We start from the raw sequence: 22,182 nt of genomic DNA, 5'->3' as shown, positions 1-22,182 counted from the left end.
GGTGGGCCGTCAGGTCAGGTCGGCCAGGCAGGACCACTCGGCTGCCACAGGTCGGTAGCCGAGCCGGGTGTTGATCGCGAGCATCGGCCCGTTCGCCTCGTCGTTCGAGGTGTACGCGACGCGCACGCCGTCCGTGGCGGCCCGGTGCAGCGCCGCCGTCTTGGCGAGCCGGGCCAGCCCTCGTCCCCGGTACGCCGGGAGGGTGCCGGTGAAGTCCGACCACATCCGGTCCCCGTCCCGCTTCACCAGGCTGAACGCGGCGATCTCACCATCGACTTCGGCGGCGACGCTTGCCGTCTTGTCCAGGCCGAGGTTGTCCCAGACGTCGTACTGCCAGGTCTCGTAACTGATCGAGTCGACAGGTACGTCGCCCGGCTCGTCCAGCGCAGCGGCCACGTCCGCCGCGTAGAGCCGGTGCGGGTCCAGGTCCGCGATCTGGAGCAGTCGTACGCCCGGGGGTGGCTCCGGCAGCGCGGGCGCCGGGGTCAGATCGAGCGCCGAGAAACGCAGCTCACGACTGGGCTCGTAGCCGTGCCGACGGGCGAACGGCAGAGCCTCCGGCTGGGCGAAGGCGCGTACACGTCGGACTCCCAGCGGGGCGAGGTGATCTGTCGCGGTCGTCAGCAGCGCGGTGCCGATGCCCCGCCGTCGGTGTTCCGGGTGGACGTGCAGGAGGTTGATGTCACCGAAGTCGGCCGTCGAGGTCGAATCGTTGCGTTGCGCCGTCACCCATCCGACGACCGCGCCGTCGACCTCGGCCACGAAGGCGGCCCAGTCCCTGCCCGGTACCGGCTTGGCGATCATCTTCCGGGTCGACTCGACACCGCGCACCAGGTACGGAAAGACCAGGCTCCGCAGAGCCACCACACCCGGGGCGTCGTCCGGCTGCGCCAAACGGATGCGCATGTCAGGCCCCCGTCCGTACGGCGGCGACCGCCTCGACCTCGACGAGTTGGTCGGGATAGCCGAGCACTGCTACCCCGAGCAGGGTGCTGGGCGGGTCGTGGTCGCCGAAGAAGTCCCGCACCACCTCCCAGACGGTCACCAGGTCGGCCTGTTGCGACGACGCCACGTACACCGTGGTCTTGACGACGTCGGTGAGCCGCGCGCCGGCCGCGTCGAGCGCGGTCGCCAGGTTCGTCATCACCTGCCGGGCCTGCGCGACGTGATCGCCCGGCGCGACCGTGCGCCCTTCCGCGTCCAGCGGGCATGCCCCGGCGGTGAACACCAGCCGGGTAGGTGACTCGACGGTGGCCGCGTAGGCGTACTCGGCGGTGTCGGAGAGGGCGGGGACGTGCAGCAGCGCGACAGGATCCGGCATGCCGGCGAGGCTAACGAGGATCGCCCGTCCGAGCGACGCATTAACCACACGGGCCGCGACCGAGCACCAAGGCAACAACTTCGGGGATGTAGTGGCCTCCCGGCGCGTGGAGACCACTGTTTCCCTGAAGTTGCGCGGATCTTGAAGCGTAAGCGGGCCGCAGGCGGGGTCAGGCGGAGGCGCGGCGGATCAGCTCGGTGGGAAGCATGATCGCCTGCTCGATGCTCTCCCCGGCGGCCAGCCGGAGTAGTTGGCGGGTCATCCGGCGGCCGAGTTCCACTATCGGCTGCCGGACGGTGGTCAGCGGTGGCTCGGTGTAGGCAGCGGTCTCGATGTCGTCGAAGCCGACCACCGCCACGTCGTCGGGCACCCGCCGGCCAGCTTCGCGCAGCGTCCGCAGTGCGGCGTGCGCCATCAGATCGGAGGCGGCGAAGACGCCGTCGAGGTCGGGGTGCTCGGCGAGCAGGCGGCGCATCGCCGCCGAACCGGACTCCCGGGTGAAGTCGCCGATGGCGACCATCTCGGGCAGCCCCGCGTCGGCGACCGTGCTGCGGTAGCCGCTGAGCCGTTCGATTCCGGCGACCATGTCCTGCGGCCCGGCGATGGTAGCGATCCGTCGACGACCGCTGTCGATCATGTGTCGAACGGCCTCGGTCACCCCGCTCACGTGGTCGACGTCGACGTACGGGACGGGCACGTCGCCGAGCGGGCGGCCGCTGACCACCACCGGGATGCCGAGTCGGGCCAGCGTGCCGGGCAGCGGGTCGGCACCGTGCAGCGACGCGAAGAGCACGCCGTCGACGTGCCGGCCGGTGGTGTACCGCTCGACCCGGTGGTGCCCGGCCGGCGAGCCGGCGAGCATCAGCACCAGTTGCTTGTCAGCCGCCTCCAACTCCTGACTGACGCCGCGGATGATGCCGGGGAAGACCTGGTCGTCAGAGAAGACCCGGGTGGCCGCCTCCGGCATGACCAGGGCTATCGAGTCGGTGCGCTGGGTGACCAGGCTGCGGGCCGCCAGGTTGGGGACGTACCCCAACTCGGCGACCGCCCGGGTGACCGCCTCGCGGATCGGTTCGGCGACGGTGGTGGAGCCGTTGACCACCCGGGAAACGGTGGCGCGGGACACTCCGGCCCGCGCTGCCACCGCTTCGAGCGTCGGCCGCTGCGCCGTCGTCATCGCGCTTTCCCCCCGCTCGTCACAGCCCGTTCCGGGAGATCACCTCCTGGTACCACCGGGCGCTGGCCTTCGGTGTGCGCCGCTGGGTCAGGTAGTCGACGTGCACGATCCCGAACCGCTTGCGGTAGCCCTCCGCCCACTCGAAGTTGTCCAGGAATGACCATACGAGATAACCGCGCAGGTCCACGCCCCGGGAGATCGCCTCGTGCGCCGCACGGAGGTGCCCGTCGAGGTAGGCGATGCGATCGGCGTCGATCACCTGTGCCGAACCGTCGGGCGAGTCGGCGCCCGGCTTGTCGGGGAACGCCGCGCCGTTCTCGGTGATCAGCAGCGGCACTCCGGGGTAGTCGGTGGCGATCCGTTCCAGCAGCCGGGTCAGCCCGGCCGGTTCGATCATCCAGCCCATGTCGGTGAGCGGGCCGGTGGGCGGCACGAAGTGCACGGTGCCCTCGGTGCCCGGGTAGGCGGGGTTACCCGCCGCGTCGGGTCGACCCGCCACGTAGCCGGGTGCGTAGTAGTTGATGCCGAGCAGGTCGATCGGGGCGGCGATCAGTTTCTCGTCGCCGTCGCGGATGAACGTCGGATCGACCATCCGGGCCACGTGCTCCCGAACGTCGTCCGGGTAGCCGCCGGCCAGCAGCGGGTCGAGGAAGATCCGGTTGTGCAGGCCGTCGACGAGCCGTACCGCGGCGGCGTCGACAGCGCTCTCCGGGTCGGCCGGGCGTACGTCGGCCGGGTTGAGGGTGATGCCGACGCTGCGCGCGCCGGCCGCCCGCAGCGCCCGCGCGGCCAGGCCGTGCCCCAACAGCAGATGGTGTACGGCGGTGAAGGCCGCCGCCGGACTCTGCTCACCGGGGGCGTGCACGCCGTTGGCGTAACCGAGGTAGGCCGAGCACCAGGGCTCGTTGAGGGTGGTCCACGTGTCGATCCGGTCGCCGAGGCGGGCGTACACGGCGGTGGCGTAGGTGGCGAAGTGCTCGGCGGTGTCCCGGTTGGTCCAGCCGCCCCGGTCGCCGAGGGCCTGCGGCAGGTCCCAGTGGTAGAGGGTCACGATCGGGTCGATGCCCCGGTCGAGCAGCGTGTCGGTGAGTCGGTCGTAGAAGTCCAGCCCTCGCGGGTTGGCCGGGCCGGTGCCGTCGGGCTGGATCCGCGGCCAGGCCACCGAGAACCGGTACGCCCGCAGGCCCAGCTCGGCCATCAACGCCACGTCGTCGGCGTACCGGTGGTAGTGGTCGCAGGCGACGTCGCCGGTGTGACCCTGGTACACCTTGCCCGGCGTACGGCTGAAGGTGTCCCAGATGGACGGACCGCGACCGTCGTCGCGGGCCGCGCCCTCGATCTGGTACGCGGCGGTGGCCGTCCCCCAGAGGAAGTTTTCGGGAAACCGGATCTCGTTGCCGGTCCGGTTGGTTGACTCGCTCCGCTCGTTCACGCCTTGACCGCACCTTCCATGATTCCGCCGATGATCTGCCGGCCGAACAACACGAAGACCAGTAGCAGGGGCAGCGTCGCGATGGCCGTTCCGGTGAACACCTGCGACATGTCCTGGTAATACCCGTCCGACAGTGCCCGTAGGGACAGTTGCACCGTTGGATTCGCCGGATCGTTCAGCACAGCGTACGGCCAGAGGAAGTCGTTCCAGGTGGTCATGAAGGTGAGCAGACCGAGGACGGCGGCGGCGGGACGCAGGGCGGGCAGCACGACGTGCCACCAGATCCGGGCGGTGCCGCAGCCGTCCATCCGGGCGGCCTCGATCAGTTCGTCGCTGATGGCCTGGCCGGCGTACTGCCTCATCATGAACACCCCGAACCCGGTGACCAGCACCGGAACGATGACGGCGGGCAGCCGGTCGTTCCATTGCAGCTTGCTCATGAGCAGGTAGAGCGGGATCACGCCGAGCTGCGTCGGCACCATCATGGTCGCGATGATCACCAGCAGCATGGCGTTACGACCGCGGAACCTGAGCTTGGCGAAGGCGAACCCGGCCAGGCTGGAGAAGAACACCACGGACACGGTCACCGTGGTGGCGACGATCGCCGAGTTGATCAGGCCGGTCAGGAAGTACGCGTCGGTGTTGTCGAACAGGCGGGCGATGTTCGCGCCCAGGTTGCCACCGGGGGTGACCGGGGGTGGGAGTTGGCCCATCGCGTCGTTGCTGCGGCTGGCGACGACGAACATCCACCAGATCGGAAAGACCGACAGGCCGGCGGCGACGATCAGGGCGAGGTAGGTGAGCGGGCTGGCCCGCCAGAGTCGGCTCATCGCGCCGATCCCTTCTGCGATCGGTCCCGGCCGCCGAGGCGGCGCAGGATGAGCACGTTGACCGCCGCGACGATCGCGATGAGCGCGAAGAGCAGCCAGGCCACAGCCGAGCCGTACCCGAAGTTGTAGTGCGGGGCGAAGGCGTTCTCGAACATGTACATGGTCAGCGTCTGCGACTCGCGCATCGGCCCGCCGCGGATCGGGTTGGTGCCGGAGTTGAACATCCGGGGTTCGGTGAAGAGTTGCAGGCCGCCGATGGTGGCGATGATGGTGCAGAAGATGATCGTCGGTTTGAGCAGCGGCACGGTGACCGACCAGAACTGTCGGGCCCGGCTGGCGCCGTCGATCGCCGCCGCCTCGTACAGGTCGCGGGGGATGGCCTGCATCGCGGCCAACAGGATCAGCGCGTTGTAGCCGGTCCACCGCCAGTCGACCATGGCGGAGATGGCCACCCAGGAGGCCAGCCGATTGGACTTCCACTCGATCGCGTCCACCCCGACCAGGTCGAGCAACCAGTTGATCATGCCGAACTCGCGGCCGAAGAGCACCCCGAAGACGATCGCCACCGCGGCCGTGGACGTGACGTTGGGAACGAGCACCGCCATCCGCCAACCGGTACGCCCCCGCAGGCCGCGGTTGAGCAGGTTGGCCAGCCAGAGCGCGGCGAGCAGTTGCGGGACGGTCGAGATCACGAAGATGCCCAGCGTGTTGACCAGCGCGTGCCAGAAGTCGGCGTCGGCCAGCAGCCGGGTGTAGTTCTCCGCCCCGACGAAGGGGTGGTCGGCTCCGAGCAGGTCCCAGTCGTGCAGCGAGACCCAGAAGGTGTACGCCAGCGGGTACGCCCCGAAGATGCCGAAGATCAGGAAGAACGGGGCGATGTAGAGGTACGGCGAGAACCGGGTGTCGAGCCGGCTGAGCCGACCTGACGGGCGCTGAGGCGCCGGTACGACCGGCGGGCGGACGTCGAGCTGGACGGTCATGCCCGGAAACTCCTTTCCGCCGTGCGGGCGGGACCCCTGTCGTCGGAGCCCGCCCGCACGCACGCTGGCTGGGCTACTTGGCGGCGGCCTTCTTCGCGTTGGTCACCGCGTCGGTCCAGCCCTGCGCGGGGCTGCGCTGACCCAGCTCCACGGTCCGTACGGCGTTCTCCACCTCGGTCCGTACGGCCTGGTTCTTCGGGCCCATGTAGACCGGCTTCAGGCTCTTCGCGCCGGTGCCGAAGATGGCGCCGACCGGTGCCCCCGAGAAGTACGCGTTGGTCGCGCCGGTGATCGCCGGGTCGTCGAGCGCCTGCGGCGAGGAGGGCAGCGGGCCCTTGGCCTTGAACGCCCCGATCTGCCCCTTGGCGCTGGTCAGGAACTTGGCCAGCTTGATCGCCTCGGCCTGGTGCTTGCTCTGCTTGGGCACCGCCAGGTGCGACCCACCCCAGTTGCCGCCGTTGCCGGGCACCCGGGCGATGTCCCACTTGCCCTGGGCGCCCGTGCCGGCGTTGGCCTCGATGACGCCGGTCATCCAGGCGGGGCAGGCGATGGTGGCGAACTTCGACTGCTTGAAGGCGGAGACCCACTCCTCCGACCAGGAGCCGTACTTTCCGGAGAGGCCGGAGTCGATGATGTCCATCGTGGTGTCCCACGCCTGCCGGACCGACGGGTTGCTGTCGACGACCAGGTTGTCGCTGGTGTCGTAGTAGCTGTAGCCGGTCGTGTTGCCGGCGGTCTGCAGCAGGATGGTGTTGAAGGTGTTCGTCGCGCCGTCGAGGAACGACGCGCCGGTCTTCGCCGCGGTGAACTTCTCACCGGTGGCGATGTAGTCCGGCCAGGTCGGCCAGAGCTTCGAGACCGCGTCCCGCTCGGTGGGCAGGCCGGCCTTCTGGAAGAGGTCCTTGCGGTAGCAGATGGCGATCCCGCCCACGTCGGTGCCGAGGCCGATGAGCTGCTTGCCGTCGGCGGTCAGGCCGGCGTTCCACTTCCACTCCAGGAAGTTGCCCTTGAGCTCGGCGGCACCGTGGTCCAGCAGGTTGACGAAGTTCGCCGGATTGGCCTTGTACTCGACAAGCAGGCCCTCCTCGATGGCTACCACGTCGCCGGCGCCCCGGCCGGCGGCGAGCCACTGGGTGAGCTTCGGCGAGTACTCGTCGAGGTTGGTGCCGGTGCCGCGCTCGACGACCTTCACGCCCGGGTTCGCGGTCATGTACTCCTGGTACAGCTCCTCGTAGCCGAACTGGCCGAAGACGTCGACGGTCAGGGTGACCGATCCGTCGCCCGGCTCGTCGCCGCCGCCGCAGCCAGCGGTGACGAGCAGGGCGGTGGCGGCGGCGAGGGCCACCGCGGCGAGGCGGCGGCGCGGGAAGACAGCCATGGGTTATCGACCTCTCTCAAGGCGGGCGGGTGATGGCAGATGGCTAAGAGAGCGCTCTCACGACAGGGTGGTGGGTAGCCATCCCAGTGTCAAGAGAGCGCTCTCTCAGCGTTGTGGTCCCGTGATGAACCCTCACCGCCAGTGCGATGGCCGACAGGCGGGGCAACCCCCGACATCGACGAAGGGCGCCACCCCGGATGGGGTGACGCCCTCGCTCGCGGTGGGACGGTCAGCCGGTGCGCAGACCGTCCAACAGCCTGCGGTCACCGACGACGTCCAGCGTCTCGAAGCTCACCCGCCCCCAGAGCGCCAGCAGCAGGTCGCTCGCGGTGCCGCTGACCTGCGCGCGGGCGTGGTGATCATCGTGGTCGAAGATGGTCGCGGTGTCGAGCAGCGCCACCCCCTCGCCGCGCAACCGCAGATACCACTCCTGGTCCGCGTCGGTCGCGCGGAGCTGCACCACCCCGTGCCAGTCACCCGGCACCTTCCGCCGGCCCGCCGGCAGCCAGGTGTCCAGCACCTCACTCACCCCGTCGGCCGCGAGCTTCGCCTCCACCGGGTCGCCGGCGGCGATGGCGAGCTGGGCATCCCAGCGGTGCACAGCCGTCTCGTGCGCCGTCCGGCGCGGCCAGAAACCAGCCTTCTTCGGCTGCGGGGCCCAGTTCCACGCCGGCGCCTCGGGGTCGAGCCCGTCGAAGAGGGTCATCAGGCGGTCGTAACCCTGCTGCCACAGCTGGAGCGCGTTGACCCCCGGGTCGGCCTCGGCCTTCTCCCACCGAGGCGGTTGGCCGGTCTGGCCGGAACCAGCGAACGACGACACCCAGTGGTAGAAGCCGGCCAGGTGCAGTGTGAGGTCGTTGACCGTCCAGCCCGGACAGGACAGCACCGGTGTCTCCGGCGGCGCCTCGGCCACCGCTGCCGCGAAAGCCGGACCCTCCGCCCGGAGCGCCCCGATCCAGAAATCCTTGCTGCCCTGCAGTCTGCTCATCGCCATCCTCCCGGGGGTGCCGGGCGACCAGTGGGTGCCACGGCTACTTGTCAGCCTAAGGTGAAGGGCGTGCCAGACGCCTCCGCCCAGCCGACAACCGACGCCGATCGTGCCATCCCCGGTCCACTCGCCGGCCACACCACCCTGCGAACCGGTGGGCCGGCCCAGCGGATCGTGGCCGCCGGCAGTGCCGACGAACTCGTCCAGGCGGTACGCGCCGCGACCGAGCCGGTCCTGATCCTGGCCGGGGGCAGCAACGTGGTGATCGGCGACGCCGGTTTCCCCGGCACCGTCGTGCTGGTGCGCTCCCGTGGCATACGGGTCATCGCCGAGGACGCCACCTCGGTCACCGTACGGGTCGACGCCGGCGAGCCGTGGGACGACCTCGTCGCCGCCACCGTCGCCAACGGCTGGGCCGGGGTGGAGTGCCTGTCCGGCATCCCCGGCTCGACCGGTGCCACCCCCATCCAGAACGTCGGCGCGTACGGCCAGGAGGTCGCCGAGACGATCACCGGCGTCGAGGTGTACGACCGGGTCCAGGGCACCCGCCAGACCATCCCCGCAGCCGACTGCGGCTTCACCTACCGGGGCAGCATCTTCAAGTACGTGGACCGCTGGGTGGTCCTCTCGGTCGACTTCCGACTCACCAGATCTCCGCTCTCCACGCCGGTGCGTTACGCCGAGCTGGCCCGGACCCTCGGTGTCGAGGCGGGCGAGCAGGTGCCACTGGCCGACGCCCGAACGGTGGTGCTGCGGCTGCGGGCGGGCAAGGGAATGGTGCTCGACGCCAACGACCCGGACACTCGCTCGGTCGGCTCCTTCTTCACCAACCCGGTGCTCGACCGCACGACGTACGAACAGCTCCTGGAACGCTCCGCCGAACTGGGTGACCCGCCCGCCTGGCCCGGGGCGGACGGCCTGGTCAAGGTGAGCGCCGCCTGGCTGATCGACAAGGCCGGCTTCGCCAAGGGCCATCCCGGTGAGGGTGGAGTGGCCATCTCCAGCAAGCACACCCTGGCGTTGACCAACCGCAGCGGCACCGCCCACACCAGCGACCTGCTCGCCCTGGCCCGCGCCATCCGCGACCAGGTCCACGCCCGGTTCGGCGTGACTTTGCACCCCGAGCCGGTCCTCATCAACTGCACCCTCTAGCTCACCCACCCCAGCGCCCCCTGGGCCGTGCCTCAGCCGTGCCCACCCCACTCAGCCCTCGTCTCCCGCCCGCGCGGGGTCTCGCCACCGGGCTCCTGCTAACTCCGGGCCCGCCCCGGCCCGCACTCCGGGCCCGCCCCGGCCCGCACTCCGGGCCCGCCCCGGCCCGCACTCCGGGCCCGCCCCGGCCCGCACTCCGGGCCCGCCCCGGCCCGGCTCAGCCCTCTCCCGGCCCTGGCTGAGCCGGCCCCAGCCCCGGCCCCGGCCCCGGCCGTCGATCTTGCAGTTTCTGCTGAGACATAGGGGTTTTAAGGGGACGAATCGTCGACAGAAAGTGCAAGATCGGCGTGCGTGCGCCCTGCTATCGCCACACGAACCTCGTGCAGCCCTATCGCCCGACAGCCTGACCGCGTCGATCAAGGAGTTGTGGTGGGGGGCAATTGCCTTGTGAGGGGTTAAAGCACCCACCACAACTCCATGATCGACAGGGCGGGGCGAGGCGAGGCGGGGCGGGGCGGGGCGGGGGCGAGCGGGGCGGGCGGGGCGGGCGGGGGCGAGGGTAGGCGAGCGGGGCGAGCAGGGGCGGGGCTGGGAGGGGGGTTAGGGGAGAAGCCAGGGGAGGGTTAGTTCGCCTTGGCGCCAGCGGGTGGGGTTGTCGAGGATGGGCCAGCCGGTTTCGCGGAGGCGGGTCACCGCGCGCAGCCACCGTTGCCGGGGGCCGAAGGTGGCGTACGGGGCGGCCGTCTGCCAGGCGTCGTCCAGGGCCCGGATCAGCGCGTGCACCGGCTCACCGGGAACGTTGCGGTGGATCAGCGCCTTGGGGAGCCGCTCGGCCAGGTCGGCAGGGCTGCCCAGTGTGGTGAGCTTCGCGGCCAGGGTCAGCGTCCGCGGGCCGTCGGCGTCGATCAGGAGCCAGCTGGCGAGTCGCCCCAACTCGTCACAGGTGCCCTCGACGAGCGCTCCGCCGGGGGCGAGCGCGGCGGTCATCGTCTGCCAGGCTTCGGCGACCTCGCTCTCGTCGTACTGTCGCAGCACGTTGAACGCGCGGACCAGCACCGGCCGGAGCCCGGCCAACTCGAACCCACCCCGGGCGAACGTCAGCCCGGGTGGGTCGGCGGCCGGTGCCGCGGCTGCCACCCGGGCCGCGTCGATCTCCAATCCGACCAGCCGTACGTCCGGGCGGACTCCGGCCGCCAGTCGAGCGCGCAACTCCACAGCGGTGACCGGGGTGGCACCGTAGCCGAGGTCGACCACCAGGGGGTCGTCCGCCGTCACCAGCCGGTCGGCGCAGGTGGCGACGATCCAGTTGTCGACCCGACGGAGCCGGTTCGGGTTCGTCGTGCCGCGCGTGACCACGCCGACCGGTCGGCGTCGTGCCGCAGGGCTCATGTCGACCTCAAGGCCAGTCTCCGTTCGCGACAGCGAGGCTCCTGCGGCACGTCGATCTGCACCGGACCGGTCTCCCGAACCCGGCTCACCCCTCGCAACCCCGGCTCACCCTCGCGCAGCACTGCTAGATCCGGTGCACCTTGTGCTGGGCGGCCTGTGCCCGGGGCCGGACCACCAGTCGGTCGATGTTGACGTGCTCGGGACGGGTGGCGCACCAGGCGATGCAGTCGGCGACGTCCTCGGCGACCAGCGGCCCCGGCACTCCGGCGTAGACGGCGGCGGCCCGTTCCGCGTCGCCTTCGAAGCGGATCAGCCCGAACTCGTCGGTCTTCACCATGCCCGGGTCGATCTCGACGACCCGCAGCGGCCGGCCACACAGCTCCAGGCGGAGCGTGCCGGCGATGGCGGTCTGCGCGTGCTTCGCGGCGGTGTAGCCGCCCCCGCCCTCGTACACGGTCAGGCCGGCGGTGGAGGAGACCACCACGATGGTGCCGGAGCCGGAGGCTTCCAGCGCCGGCAGCAGCGCCTGGGTGACCCGTAGGGTGCCGAGCACGTTCACGTCGTACATCCACTGCCAGTCGGCGATCGAGCCGGATTCCACCGGGTCCAGCCCGCGCGCTCCGCCGGCGTTGTTGACCAGCAGGGTGACCGGCCCGGATGCCTGGGCGGCGGCCTCGGCCAGCCGGGCCACCGACTCGTCCGAGGTGACGTCGCAGGTCACGGCGGTGGCCTGACCGCCGGCGGCGGTGATGTCGGCGACCAGGTCGGTGAGCCGTTCGGCGCGACGGGCAGCGGCGAGCACGTGGAAGCCCTCGGCGGCGAGCCGGCGGGCGGTGGCCGCGCCGATCCCGCTGGACGCTCCGGTGACGATGGCGACTGAGGTCATCCCGACATTGTCACCCCGGGCGTACGACCCGCCTCGACCGGGCGTGCGGCAGTCATGGGCGCGTGTTCGGTGATGAGGTCCGTCACGCCGAGGGGCCGCGCCGGGGAATTTCCGAAGCCCGATGGGGAAGATGACATCCGGCGTACAGGTTGACCGAGAAGCGCCGGTCGTGCGAGACGGCATCAACCGTGAAGAAGGAGCGGATGTGGCGGAAATGCACACCGGTGTCGGGCGTCAGCGAGGTGCCCAACCGTGGCCCCGGCCCCGCCGCATCGCGACGCTGTCGGTACACACCTCCCCCCTGCACCAGCCCGGCACGGGTGATGCAGGGGGGATGAACGTCTACATCCTCGAAGTCGCCCGGCGTCTCGCTGAGGCCAACGTGGAGGTGGAGATCTTCACCCGGGCCACCTCCGGTGATCTCCCTCCGGTGGTCGAGATGGCACCCGGAGTGCAGGTTCGACACATCACCTCCGGCCCCCTGGAGGGCCTCACCAAGGAGGAGCTGCCCGGTCAGCTCTGCGCCTTCACCGCTGGGGTGCTGCGTGCCGAGGCGTCCCGTCCGCCCGGCCACTACGACCTGATCCACTCCCACTACTGGCTCTCCGGTCAGGTCGGTTGGCTGGCCAAGGAGCGCTGGGGAGTGCCGCTGGTACACACCGCGCACACCCTCGCGAAGGTCAAGAACGCCCAGCTCGCGGCCGGGGACCGGCCGGAGCCCAAGGCCCGGGTCATCGGCGAGGAACAGGTCGTCGCCGAGGCGGACCGGCTGGTCGCCAACACCCGGGTCGAGGCCGCCGACCTGCTCGACCGGTACGACGCCGATCCGACCCGGGTGTCCGTCGTACAGCCGGGTGTCGACCTGGCCCGGTTCCGGCCCGCGCCGGGTGACAGGTCCGCGGCGGCCCGCCAGGCCCGCCGCCGGCTGGGGCTTCCAGTCGACGGGTACGTGGTTGCCTTCGTCGGTCGGATCCAGCCGCTCAAGGCCCCCGACGTGCTGATCCGTGCGATCGCCGCGCTGCGGGAGCGCGACCCGGCGCTGGCCGATCAGGTGACGGTGGTGATCTGCGGCGGGCCCAGCGGCAGTGGGCTGGACCGGCCGACCGCCCTGATCGAGTTGGCCGCCAAGCTCGGTGTCAGCGACGGGGTGCGGTTCCTGCCGCCGCTCACCGGGGACGACCTTCCGGCCCTGTACCGGGCGGCGGACCTGGTCGCGGTGCCGTCGCACAACGAGTCGTTCGGGTTGGTCGCCCTGGAGGCGCAGGCCTGCGGTACGCCGGTGTTGGCCGCCGCCGTCGGAGGGTTGGTCACCGCCGTGCGCGACCAGGTCAGTGGCGTACTGATCGACGGTCATGATCCGGTCGACTGGGCCCGTGCGATGGGAAGCCTGCTGCCGAACCGGCCGCTGCGGTCGGTGCTGGGGCGAGGTGCCGAGCAGCACGCCCGGCACTTCTCCTGGGAGCGTACGGTCGCCGGGCTGCTCGGGGTCTACGGCGAGGCGATCGCCGGGCACCGCGCCCGGCTCGCGGCCGACCTGGCGGGTGACCCGGCGCTTTCCTGCTCCTGGTGACCCGGGGGCCCGGTTGTCACCCGGTGCGTGAGCCGGGTCGGTCGTAGAGTGGGTCCGGTGAGCCCGAAGAGCGATCTTGAGACCCTGATCGAGTCGGTCTGCGCCGAGCGGGACCTGGCGTGGGAGTCGACCGGCCCCGGCTCGTACGCGGTGACGCTGCCGGGCACCCACAAACTCAAGACGATCTGCAACCTGATCGTCGGCGAGCACGCGCTGCGGATCGAGGCGTTCGTGATGCGCCAGCCGGACGAGCGCCGTGAGGAGCTGTGGGCCTGGCTGTTGCAGCGCAACGCCCGGATGTACGGCGTCTCCTTCTCCACCGACGCGGTCGGCGACGTGTACCTGACCGGTCGGGTCAACCCGGCCGGCGTGGACGCCGACGAGTTGGACCGACTGTTTGGCGCGGTGCTCACGTACGCCGACGAGTCGTTCGACACGATGCTGGAGATCGGCTTCGGCAGTTCGATCCGGCGTGAGTACGAGTGGCGGGTGAAGCGGGGCGAGTCGACAGCCAACCTGGCCGCCTTCGCCCACCTCTTCGAACCCTCCGCCACCACCTGCAACCCAACCTGACCACCCGCCCCCGCCCCGACCCCCGGCCCCCGGCCCCCCGGCCCCCCGGCCCCGCCCGGCCCCGCCCTCCCGCCCCGCCCCGCGCACCCACCCGCACCAGTCGATCATGGAGTTGTGGTGGGTGACAAAGCACGTGCGTCACACCAAACCAGGCACCACAACTCCATGATCGATCAGACGCAGCCGCGATCTTGCACTTGCTGTCCCGGCGTAGAGGGCATTCCTCGCTTTTCCTCGACCGAAAACGCAAGATCGGCGCGGGCGGGGCGTTCCGGCGAGTTGGCGGTGGTTCGGAGTGCTCCTGACGGGTATGCCGCTCCGCGCGGTGCGGCAAGGGACCCCCGCGCGCCGATGACGGAGTGCCAAGGAGCGGAGCGTCCCATGGCTCAGCGGAACAGCTCAGGTCGCGGCGCGACTGCGACCAGGACCAAGCGACAGGCCGGCAATCAGACGCCGGGTACGCCCGGAGTCTCCGAGTCGGAGATTTCCCGGATGCGGGTGGACGACATCCGTGGGCAGCTGCGTAAACGCGGAGTCTCCGGGATCTCCGCTCTGCGCAAGCCGGAGCTGGTGAAACAGTTGGTGCGGTCGATGCGGGCCGGCGCGGGTCGGAGCAGCACGGGCCCGTCGGGTCGGGCCGCCGGCACCCGGGCGTCGGCAGGGCGGGCCGCCGCCACCAGGAAGTCGGCGGCCAGGCCGGCGTCGGGCCGCGCGAAGGCCGCGCCCGCGAACAAGAGCGCGCCTGCGAAGCGGGCCGCCGCCGCGAAGGCGACGGCCGGGCGGAAGTCGACGGCGGCGGCGAAGAGGGCGCCTGCGAAGAAGGCGACCCCCGCGAAGAGGACCACAGCGGCGTCGTCGACGCCAGCCCGCAAGACCACGGCCGCGAGCAAGACCACGGCCGCGAGCAAGACCACGGCCGCGAGCAAGACCACGGCCGCCAGCAAGAGCGCGGCCCGTAAGACCACGGCCGCGAGCAGAACTACTGCGGCGAGCAGGACTACCGCCGCCCGGAAGACCGCCGCGGCGCGGAAGAGCAAGGCGGCGACGGCGCGTACGGCGCCCGCCCGGAAGGCGCCGGCGAAGAAGGCACCGGCGCGGCCGGCGGCGAAGCGCGCCACTCCGGCCAAGAGCACGGCGGCCAAGCGCACCGCATCGGCCACGAGCGCGGCGGCGAAGCGCACGACAGCGAAGCGCACGGCACCGGCCAAGAGCACGGCGGCGAAGCGCACGACAGCGAAGCGCGCCACATCAGCCAAGAGCGCGGCGGCGAAGCGTACGTTGACGCCGTCGACCGGTGGCGGGACGGCGGCGGGCGGGATCCGGACCGGACGGGGTACGGGGCGGTCGGTCCGCAGTTCGCAGGTGATCTCGTCGATCACGGACCGGCCGGAGCGGCCGGGACGGAGTTTGATCACGGCGAACCACGAGGTGATCCAGCGGTGGGCCCGGGACCGCGGGGCCAAACCGGCGACCATCGCCGGCACCGAGCGGGATGGCCGGGCGGGTGTGTTGACCTTCAACATTCCCGGATACCGGGAAAGCAGCCGGATTCGCGAGATCACCTGGGATGAGTGGTTCTACACGTTTGACCTGCGGCGGCTGAACCTGATTTATCAGGAGCAGTTGCGGGACGGCCGCCAGAGCAGCTTCTTCCGGACCGAGTCACCCGATCGGGAAGACGGTTGAGGTGTTTATGGGAATGGCCGACGGGTACCCGGCTGTTGCCAACGGACGAGGCTGGAGCAGCGGATACTCGCCAGTTGTGACCGGCGAGACAGCCGATCTGGGTTGAATCCAGAATCCGGGCGAACTAGCTTTATTGCACCGCGCCACGTTTGGAAACGTTCGGGGGAGCGGCGGATCGATCAGATCCGCGCACCAGACGAGGCGCGAGGGGACGGGTGGAACAACCGTTGGGGGACGGTTCCCACCTGTTTGGACCGGCGGCGTGAGCGGGCGATGCTTACGGGGGTGAGTGTTGCCCGCCGCCGCCGGCCCCGCCGGCGAGCGCCCACCACGACCTCAGGGACGTGGTGGGCGTTTTGCGTCGGTCATCCGATCGGTACGCGGTCCGCGTCGGTTGTCGGCTCCGGGTCGACTGCCCGGCGCAGCGCGGCGACGTGTCGTTCCCGGGGTGGTCCGGCCAGCAGGTGTCCGAGCGCGGCCAGCAGACCCAGCCCGCCCACGATCAGCCAGTGCCGGTCGCCGAGGTGCTGGAGGCTGACCCCGCCGAGGGTGGGTGCGACGAACGCCGCGGCCGGGAACGTCAGGTAGAAGACCGACTGGTAGCGGGCGCGTAGCAGCGGGGGCGCCAGGTCCGCGTTGATCTGCGCGTTGGGCGGGGCGGCCAGCATCGAGCCGACCGTCCAGATCACAGCGGCACCCAGGTAGATGGCCAGTTCGTCGGCGACGGCGAGCGCCCCGAAGCCGAGTGCGAGCAGCGCCGTGGAGGCGGCCAGTACGACGTCCTTGCGGTGCCGGTCGATCAGTCGGGGCACGAACAACTGCCCGACCACGATCAGCGTGCCGCCGAGCGCCACCACCAGCCCGTACGCCGATGGGCCCAGGCCGTCCGCGCGCATGGCCAGCGGCATGATCGTCGACGTCTGCATGGTGAGTACGGCCAGCACGAAGGTCAGCCCGACGAAGGCCAGGAAGGTGCGGTCGGTGAGCGCGGTGTGCAGTCCAGGCCGTCGGGCCCGGACGGATTTCGGTGCCGCGCTGGTGGTGGGCGCGGGGTCGGCTGCTGGCCGGGCGAGGCGCAGGGTTTCGGGCACCTTCCAGCCGATCACGGCGGCGGCGGTCAGCGTGGCGCCCGCGTCGACCAGGAAGAGCGCGGTGAAGCTCGCCTCGGCCAGCACCCCGGCGAGCAGCGAGGCGACCGCCATGCCCAGGTTGAACGCCCAGAACTGGAGGTTGAACGCGCGCGAGCGGCGTTCGGCGGGCACCACGTCGACGATCGCCGCCACGAACGCCGGGCTGGGCATCGAGTGGACCACGCCGATCAGCGCGGAGAGCACCGCGATCAGCAGCAGGGGTCGGGTGAACGCCAGCGCCACCATCAGGCCGACGGTGGCCAGGTGTGCGGCGAGCAGGGTCGCCCGGCGGCCCCACCGGTCGGCGAGCACCCCGCCGAGGAGTACGCCGGCCGCCCCGCCGGCCCCGTACGCGCCGACCACGGTGCCGGCCAGCGCCTCGCTCGCGCCGCGTACGTCGGTGAGGTAGAGCGAGAGGAAGAGCATGGCGAACGCGCCGGCCCGGTTGATCAGCAGGCCGGCCCAGAGGTACCAGAAGGTGGCGGGTAGCCCGCCTGCGGTGTCGTGCCACCAGCGCCGCAGGGCGTGCACCCGGCCTCCCGACAGTTCAGGTTGTTAACTATTTCCCCTGCACAGTAGGAACTCCGGCACCGCCGCGCCAGTCGTTACGCCTCGGCGGGCTGTGCGGAACGGGAGACGGTGGTCGGTGCCAGCGCCTCGCCGGAGCGGCGCAGCGCCGCCGCACGCCGCTCCCGGGCCGGCCCGGAGACCAGGTGGGCCACCGCGGTCAGCAGGCCGAGCGCGGCGCAGCCGTACCAGAGGGTGTCGTTTCCGGCGTGCTCGCGCACCAGGCCACCGAGGATCGGCGCGCTGGCCCCGGCGATCTGCCAGGAGAGGGAGAACACACCCTGGTAGCGCCCGCGCAGCTCGGCCGGGGACAACTCGGCGATCAGCGTGGAGTTGGATGGCGAGTTCAGCATCTCGCCGACCGTCCAGATCAGCACGGTCAGCCCGTAGAACCAGGGGGTGCCGGCGAACGCGGTCAGTCCGAACCCGACCCCCGTCACCACTGACGCCAGCGCGAGCACGTGTGAGCGGCTCCGACCTCGGATCAGTCGGGGCACGAAGAGCTGGCCGACCACGATGAGAATGCCGTTGAGCGCGATCACCGAGCCGTAGGTGGCGGGGCTCAGGCCGTCGTCGCCCATCGCGATCGGCAGCATCGAGATGTGCTGGAGGAACACCAGCGCGGCGAACAGGTTGAGTGCCACGAAGCCGAGGTAGACCCGGTCGGTGAGGATCGTGCGCAGGGCGCCGCGCGGAGCCGCCGCTGCCGTCACGGCGGTGACGGGGCCGGCCTGCCGGGTCTCCGGCACCTTGCTGAAGATGATCAACGCGGTGATCAGCATGGTGGCGGCGTCGACCACGAACAGCAGCAGGTAGTCGGCCTGGGCGGCGAGGCCGGCGAGGACGGCGGCGCAGGCGAAACCGAGGTTGATCGCCCAGTAGTTGAGCGAGAAGGCGCGCAGCCGGTCCTTTGCCGGCACCACGTCGATCATCATCGCCCCGAACGCGGGCCGGGCCGCCTCGGCGAACATGCCGAGCAGCAGCGCGCCCAGCGCCACCGCCCAGAGATCCCGGGCCAGTCCGAGCCCGAGCATCATGGCCGCCGCGCCCACATGGGCGGTGAGCAGCGTCGGGCGGCGACCCCACCGGTCGGCGAGGGTGCCGCCGGCGGTGGTGCCGAACGCCCCGCCGACACCCCAGAGGCCGATCACCAGGCCGGCCTGCGAGGCCGAGAAGCCACGTTCCTGGGTCAGATAGATGGCGAGGAAGACGAGGACGAACGAGCCGAGTCGGTTGATCAGGGTGCCCGACCACAGGTACCAGAAAGTGGTCGGTAAGCCGCCGGTGGTGTCCCGGAACCAACTCCGCATCGTCCGCATATGGCGCCCCGCTTGCAAGTAATGACCGATCTGACTGGCGTGCCTTACGACCCTAGTGGCGGCCGGATCGGCTGGTCATCAGCTTTTTCACGTGGTGGTCGTCACGACGACTGCCCGCGTGTCCGCCGGGCGGTTGAGGCAGGATGATCCGCATGACTGCGAGCGAAGGGCCCACCGTCGGGACGCTGGTCCTGCTGCGACACGGTGAGAGCGACTGGAATGCCAAGAACCTCTTCACCGGCTGGGTGGACGTCGACCTGACCGCGAAGGGCGAGGGCGAGGCGCGGCGCGGCGGCGAGCTGCTGCGCGAGCACAGCCTGCTGCCGGACGTCGTGCACACCAGCCTGATGCGCCGGGCGATCCGCACCGCCGAGCTGGCGCTCAACGCCGCCGACCGGCACTGGATCGCCGTGCGCCGGTCGTGGCGGCTCAACGAGCGGCACTACGGCGCCCTGCAGGGCAAGGACAAGAAGCAGACCCTCGACGAGTACGGCGAGGAGCAGTTCATGCTCTGGCGCCGGTCGTACGACACGCCACCGCCCCCCATCGACGACAACGACGAGTGGTCGCAGGTGGGCGACCCGCGCTACGCGCTGCTGCCGACCGAGCTGATGCCGCGCACCGAGTGCCTCAAGGACGTCGTCGACCGGATGCTGCCCTACTGGTACGACTCGATCGTGCCGGACATCCTGGCCGGCCGGACGGTGCTGGTGGCCGCGCACGGCAACTCGCTGCGCGCCCTGGTCAAGCACCTCGACCAGATCTCCGACGAGGCGATCGCCAAGCTGAACATCCCGACCGGCATCCCGCTGCGCTACGACCTCGACCCGCAGCTGCGTCCGCTCACCCTGGGCGGCACCTACCTCGACCCGACCGCCGCGAAGGCAGCCGCCGCGGCGGTGGCCAACCAGGGGCGCTGAGCCACCGGAAGCTGGAGCCATCAGAAAGGGCCCCTCGTCATCGCGGAGAGCGATGGTGAGGGGCCCTCTGCCTGCCGGTCAGTTACCGCTGGGCGCGCTCTCGCCGGTGATCAGGTAGATCACGTGCTCGCCGGCGTTCACCGCGTGGTCGGCGAAGCGCTCGTAGAAGCGGCCCAGCAGGGTGGCGTCGATCGCCGTCTCCACCCCGTACGGCCAGTCGTCGCCGAGCAGCACGGCGAACAGGTTCTTGTGCAGCTCATCCATGGCGTCGTCGTCGCGGTCCAGCTCGCCGGCGAGGTCGGCGTCGGGCTTCGCCAGCACCGAACCGATCTTGACGGCCATCCGGTCGGCGATCTCGGACATCTCGGTGAAGACCGTCCGCAGCTCGGCCGGGACGGCGGGGGAGGGGTGCCGGCGCAGCGCGGTCTTCGCCACGTGCTCGGCGAGGTCGCCCATCCGTTCCAGATCCGCGGCCACGTGCAGCGCGGTGATCATCGCCCGGAGGTCGGAGGCGACCGGCGCCTGTCGGGCGAGCAGGTCACAGACCCGCTCCTCGACGTGCCGGTAGAGGTCGTCGATCTCGGCGTCCCGCTCGATGACCGTCTCGGCGGCCTGCCGGTCGGCGGTGAGCAGGGCCCGGGTGGCCTGGCGCATGGCGGCGCGGACGCCCTCCGCCATGTCCACCAGCAGTTGGCTGACGATCTGGAGGTCGGCCCGGAACTCGTCGCGCATCATCACGTCCTGTGGTCGGTCGCCGCCGACGGGTGCCGGCGCAGGGGGGTTGAGCAGGTGCGAAGCCAACGGTAGGGCGCGTGGACGGATCCCGGATGAACCACGGTGAACGACGCCAGACGTGGGGGTGAACACTTCCGTAAGTGAGGGTAGTTCGTCCCGTTCTGTGTGGTAGCCAGGTTAACAATGACCCTACGATCGCCGGGTGGAGTGGGCAGTGGCGGTCGTGGTGGCCGTGGCATTGGTGGCCGGGATGGCCGCCGGTTTCCTGCTGCCCCGGATCATGGGGAGGCCCGCGATAGTCGACGAGCAGCAGGCCGGGCTCGGTCGTCGGACGATCGACTCACTCCGGGCCGGCGTCGTGGTTCTGGACAACGACGACATTCCCGTTCTGATCAACCCGGCCGCCCGCGCGATGGGGCTGCTGCGTACCGGCAGCACACCGGGCTCCATCGTCGCGCACCCGCTGATCCGTACCCTCGCCGGTCAGGTGCGACGCACCGGCGTGCGACGCGAGATCGAGCTGGACCTGCCCCGAGGTCGCGACAGCGCGGGGGAGAACCCGCTCGGCGTGCACCTGCGGGCAATGGGTCTCGGCAACGGGTTCATCGCGGTCGAGGCGGTCGACGTGACCGAGTCGCACCGGCTGACCCGGGTACGACGCGACTTCGTGGCGAACGTGAGTCACGAGCTGAAGACCCCGATCGGTGCCCTGCAACTGCTCGCCGAGGCGTTGCTGGACGCCACCGAGCCGGCCGACGCGGCGACGCCCGACCTCTCCGAGGACCTGGTGGCCGCCCGCCGGTTCGCCGAGCGGATCCAGCACGAGTCGACCCGGCTGGGTCGGCTGGTGCAGGAGTTGCTGGAGCTGACCCGGTTGCAGGGAGCTGAGCCGCAGCCGCCACCGGAACCGGTCGCGCTGGACTGGGTGATCGCCGAGGTGGTCGACCGCACCCGCACCACGGCCTCCGCCCGGGGTGTCGCGGTGACTGTGGACGGGCAACGGGGCCTGACCGCGTACGGCAGCGACTCCCAACTCGCCACGGCGGTGGCGAACCTGGTGGAGAACGCCATCAACTACTCCGGCGAGGACACCACGGTGCGGGTGACCCTGCGGGGCGACGACGAACACGTCGAGGTCGCCGTCGCCGACCAGGGCATCGGTATCGCCCCCACCGACGTCGACCGGATCTTCGAGCGGTTCTACCGGGCCGACCAGGCCCGCTCGCGTGCCACCGGCGGCACCGGGCTCGGCCTGGCAATCGTGAAACACATTGCGAGCAACCATGGCGGACGGGTCGAGGTGTCGAGCACTCTTGGTGGTGGGTCGACGTTCACCCTCCGGCTGCCCGCCAGTCCACCGGATGACCTACTGGCGACACTGCCGCCGGTTGGGATCGAGTCCGGTCCGACTGGGCTACGGCAGGTCTGACAGCAGATGGAAAGGAAATCCCCGTTGAGCCGCGTTCTCGTGGTCGAGGACGAGGAGTCGTTCTCCGACGCCTTGTCGTACATGCTCCGTAAGGAGGGCTTTGAGGTTTCGGTCGCCGCGACCGGCACCGACGCCCTCACCGAGTTCGACCGGACCGGCGCCGACATCGTGCTGCTCGACCTGATGTTGCCCGAGATGTCGGGCACCGAGGTCTGCCGGCAGTTGCGGCAGCGCTCCGCCGTGCCGATCATCATGGTCACCGCTCGGGACAGCGAGATCGACAAGGTGGTCGGGCTGGAGATCGGCGCCGACGACTACGTCACGAAGCCGTACTCTCCGCGGGAACTTGTCGCCCGGATCCGGGCGGTGCTGCGCCGGCAGAGCCCGGAGGTGGCCGAGGCGGGTGCGCCGACGCTTGCCGCCGGCCCGGTGCGGATGGACATCGAGCGGCACGTGGTGACAGTCGACGGCGGGGCCGTGCAGCTGCCGCTGAAGGAATTCGAGCTGCTGGAGCTGCTGCTGCGCAACGCGGGCCGGGTGCTCACCCGCGGTCAGCTCATCGACCGGGTCTGGGGCGCGGACTACGTCGGTGACACCAAGACGCTCGACGTGCACGTCAAGCGGCTGCGCTCCAAGATCGAGCCGGAGCCGTCCGCGCCGCGCTTCATCGTTACGGTGCGGGGTCTGGGCTACAAGTTCGAGCCCTGATCGGCGTACCCG

Annotated in this window: 19 protein-coding genes and 1 pseudogene; 7 read left to right on the top strand and 13 right to left on the bottom strand. The window is 70.7% G+C overall.

From position 1 onward, the window contains the following. Positions 1–9: 9 nt before the first annotated feature. The 8 genes from ACZ6NZ_RS15160 to ACZ6NZ_RS15125 form a co-directional block, all read right to left on the bottom strand. Complete coding sequence (locus tag ACZ6NZ_RS15160) at positions 10–906, bottom strand: GNAT family N-acetyltransferase (protein ID WP_465858650.1); 897 nt, start codon at positions 904–906, stop codon at positions 10–12. 1 nt (position 907) lies between these two features. After that, a complete protein-coding gene (locus tag ACZ6NZ_RS15155) occupies positions 908–1,321 on the bottom strand; it encodes a RidA family protein (protein ID WP_465858649.1) in 414 nt (137 codons plus the stop codon). A 169-nt stretch (positions 1,322–1,490) separates the two neighbouring features. Continuing rightward, a complete protein-coding gene (locus tag ACZ6NZ_RS15150; RefSeq protein ID WP_366610751.1) occupies positions 1,491–2,498 on the bottom strand; it encodes a LacI family DNA-binding transcriptional regulator in 1,008 nt (335 codons plus the stop codon). A gap of 19 nt (positions 2,499–2,517) precedes the next feature. Continuing rightward, the gene (locus tag ACZ6NZ_RS15145) at positions 2,518–3,930 is read right to left on the bottom strand and encodes a GH1 family beta-glucosidase (protein ID WP_465858648.1); all 1,413 of its coding nucleotides are present in this window, start codon (positions 3,928–3,930) and stop codon (positions 2,518–2,520) included. Then, positions 3,927–4,760 (bottom strand): carbohydrate ABC transporter permease, encoded by an 834-nt coding sequence (locus ACZ6NZ_RS15140; protein ID WP_366610748.1) that lies wholly within the window; start codon positions 4,758–4,760, stop codon positions 3,927–3,929. The genes ACZ6NZ_RS15145 and ACZ6NZ_RS15140 overlap by 4 nt, the downstream gene beginning before the upstream one ends. Continuing rightward, positions 4,757–5,740 carry a carbohydrate ABC transporter permease gene (locus tag ACZ6NZ_RS15135; RefSeq protein ID WP_465858647.1) on the bottom strand — a complete coding sequence of 328 codons (984 nt, stop codon included), beginning with the start codon at positions 5,738–5,740 and terminating at the stop codon, positions 4,757–4,759. The genes ACZ6NZ_RS15140 and ACZ6NZ_RS15135 overlap by 4 nt, the downstream gene beginning before the upstream one ends. 73 nt (positions 5,741–5,813) lie before the next feature. After that, positions 5,814–7,118 carry an ABC transporter substrate-binding protein gene (locus ACZ6NZ_RS15130; protein ID WP_366610744.1) on the bottom strand — a complete coding sequence of 435 codons (1,305 nt, stop codon included), beginning with the start codon at positions 7,116–7,118 and terminating at the stop codon, positions 5,814–5,816. Positions 7,119–7,347: 229 nt separating this feature from the next. Then, positions 7,348–8,106, bottom strand: coding sequence for a maleylpyruvate isomerase family mycothiol-dependent enzyme (locus tag ACZ6NZ_RS15125; protein WP_465858646.1), 759 nt, complete (start codon positions 8,104–8,106; stop codon positions 7,348–7,350). Positions 8,107–8,220: 114 nt separating this feature from the next. Here ACZ6NZ_RS15125 and ACZ6NZ_RS15120 point away from each other — a divergent pair, with 114 nt between their 5' ends. Then, positions 8,221–9,258, top strand: a complete 1,038-nt coding sequence (locus ACZ6NZ_RS15120) for a UDP-N-acetylmuramate dehydrogenase (RefSeq protein ID WP_465858875.1) — start codon at positions 8,221–8,223, stop codon at positions 9,256–9,258. Positions 9,259–9,858: 600 nt separating this feature from the next. Here the strand turns inward: ACZ6NZ_RS15120 and ACZ6NZ_RS15115 are convergent. Together ACZ6NZ_RS15115 and ACZ6NZ_RS15110 are read right to left on the bottom strand one after the other, a co-directional pair. Beyond that, positions 9,859–10,647, bottom strand: a complete 789-nt coding sequence (locus ACZ6NZ_RS15115; protein WP_465858645.1) for a class I SAM-dependent methyltransferase — start codon at positions 10,645–10,647, stop codon at positions 9,859–9,861. A gap of 124 nt (positions 10,648–10,771) precedes the next feature. Further along, positions 10,772–11,533 carry an SDR family oxidoreductase gene (locus ACZ6NZ_RS15110; protein ID WP_465858644.1) on the bottom strand — a complete coding sequence of 254 codons (762 nt, stop codon included), beginning with the start codon at positions 11,531–11,533 and terminating at the stop codon, positions 10,772–10,774. A 205-nt stretch (positions 11,534–11,738) separates the two neighbouring features. On the opposite strand from ACZ6NZ_RS15110, the gene mshA reads away from it, so the two are divergent. The 3 genes and pseudogenes from mshA to ACZ6NZ_RS15095 form a co-directional block, all read left to right on the top strand. After that, positions 11,739–13,103: a D-inositol-3-phosphate glycosyltransferase gene (gene mshA / locus ACZ6NZ_RS15105; protein ID WP_465858643.1), complete on the top strand. Its 1,365-nt coding sequence runs from the start codon at positions 11,739–11,741 to the stop codon at positions 13,101–13,103. Between the two features lie 57 nt (positions 13,104–13,160). After that, positions 13,161–13,676: a type III secretion system chaperone family protein gene (locus ACZ6NZ_RS15100; protein WP_465858642.1), complete on the top strand. Its 516-nt coding sequence runs from the start codon at positions 13,161–13,163 to the stop codon at positions 13,674–13,676. 1,248 nt (positions 13,677–14,924) lie between these two features. Next, positions 14,925–15,362 (top strand): annotated as a pseudogene (locus ACZ6NZ_RS15095) (hypothetical protein); the annotation flags it as partial. Positions 15,363–15,727: 365 nt separating this feature from the next. Here ACZ6NZ_RS15095 and ACZ6NZ_RS15090 read toward each other — a convergent pair. Beyond that, complete coding sequence (locus tag ACZ6NZ_RS15090) at positions 15,728–17,023, bottom strand: MFS transporter (protein ID WP_465858641.1); 1,296 nt, start codon at positions 17,021–17,023, stop codon at positions 15,728–15,730. Positions 17,024–17,097: 74 nt separating this feature from the next. Next, entirely contained in the window at positions 17,098–18,378 is a 1,281-nt protein-coding gene (locus tag ACZ6NZ_RS15085) for an MDR family MFS transporter (RefSeq protein WP_465858640.1), read from the bottom strand. Between the two features lie 152 nt (positions 18,379–18,530). Here ACZ6NZ_RS15085 and ACZ6NZ_RS15080 point away from each other — a divergent pair, with 152 nt between their 5' ends. Further along, the gene (locus ACZ6NZ_RS15080) at positions 18,531–19,298 is read left to right on the top strand and encodes a phosphoglyceromutase (RefSeq protein WP_357229052.1); all 768 of its coding nucleotides are present in this window, start codon (positions 18,531–18,533) and stop codon (positions 19,296–19,298) included. A 78-nt stretch (positions 19,299–19,376) separates the two neighbouring features. Here ACZ6NZ_RS15080 and phoU read toward each other — a convergent pair whose 3' ends face one another. After that, positions 19,377–20,030, bottom strand: coding sequence for a phosphate signaling complex protein PhoU (gene phoU / locus ACZ6NZ_RS15075; RefSeq protein ID WP_238666950.1), 654 nt, complete (start codon positions 20,028–20,030; stop codon positions 19,377–19,379). Positions 20,031–20,283: 253 nt separating this feature from the next. Here phoU and ACZ6NZ_RS15070 point away from each other — a divergent pair, with 253 nt between their 5' ends. Continuing rightward, a complete protein-coding gene (locus tag ACZ6NZ_RS15070) occupies positions 20,284–21,462 on the top strand; it encodes a sensor histidine kinase (RefSeq protein ID WP_465858874.1) in 1,179 nt (392 codons plus the stop codon). Between the two features lie 24 nt (positions 21,463–21,486). After that, positions 21,487–22,170, top strand: coding sequence for a response regulator transcription factor (locus ACZ6NZ_RS15065; RefSeq protein WP_030329696.1), 684 nt, complete (start codon positions 21,487–21,489; stop codon positions 22,168–22,170). The last annotated feature ends 12 nt before the right edge of the window (positions 22,171–22,182 follow it).

The organism is Micromonospora sp. NPDC047756, assembly GCF_055587245.1.
Note: the sequence above shows the minus strand (reverse complement) of the source record. Positions and strands in the feature narration are given on the sequence as shown.

What these genes read in the sequence shown, in the direction of transcription:
- ACZ6NZ_RS15070 (WP_465858874.1), top strand. Translation starts at nt 20,284, where the DNA reads ATGGCCGCCGGTTTCCTGCTGCCCCGGATCATGGGGAGGCCCGCGATA.
- phoU (WP_238666950.1), bottom strand. Translation starts at nt 20,030, where the DNA reads ATGCGCGACGAGTTCCGGGCCGACCTCCAGATCGTCAGCCAACTGCTG.
- ACZ6NZ_RS15135 (WP_465858647.1), bottom strand. Translation starts at nt 5,740, where the DNA reads ATGACCGTCCAGCTCGACGTCCGCCCGCCGGTCGTACCGGCGCCTCAG.
- ACZ6NZ_RS15125 (WP_465858646.1), bottom strand. Translation starts at nt 8,106, where the DNA reads ATGAGCAGACTGCAGGGCAGCAAGGATTTCTGGATCGGGGCGCTCCGG.
- ACZ6NZ_RS15140 (WP_366610748.1), bottom strand. Translation starts at nt 4,760, where the DNA reads ATGAGCCGACTCTGGCGGGCCAGCCCGCTCACCTACCTCGCCCTGATC.
- ACZ6NZ_RS15160 (WP_465858650.1), bottom strand. Translation starts at nt 906, where the DNA reads ATGCGCATCCGTTTGGCGCAGCCGGACGACGCCCCGGGTGTGGTGGCT.
- ACZ6NZ_RS15080 (WP_357229052.1), top strand. Translation starts at nt 18,531, where the DNA reads ATGACTGCGAGCGAAGGGCCCACCGTCGGGACGCTGGTCCTGCTGCGA.
- ACZ6NZ_RS15155 (WP_465858649.1), bottom strand. Translation starts at nt 1,321, where the DNA reads ATGCCGGATCCTGTCGCGCTGCTGCACGTCCCCGCCCTCTCCGACACC.
- ACZ6NZ_RS15150 (WP_366610751.1), bottom strand. Translation starts at nt 2,498, where the DNA reads ATGACGACGGCGCAGCGGCCGACGCTCGAAGCGGTGGCAGCGCGGGCC.
- ACZ6NZ_RS15085 (WP_465858640.1), bottom strand. Translation starts at nt 18,378, where the DNA reads ATGCGGACGATGCGGAGTTGGTTCCGGGACACCACCGGCGGCTTACCG.
- ACZ6NZ_RS15130 (WP_366610744.1), bottom strand. Translation starts at nt 7,118, where the DNA reads ATGGCTGTCTTCCCGCGCCGCCGCCTCGCCGCGGTGGCCCTCGCCGCC.
- ACZ6NZ_RS15115 (WP_465858645.1), bottom strand. Translation starts at nt 10,647, where the DNA reads ATGAGCCCTGCGGCACGACGCCGACCGGTCGGCGTGGTCACGCGCGGC.
- ACZ6NZ_RS15110 (WP_465858644.1), bottom strand. Translation starts at nt 11,533, where the DNA reads ATGACCTCAGTCGCCATCGTCACCGGAGCGTCCAGCGGGATCGGCGCG.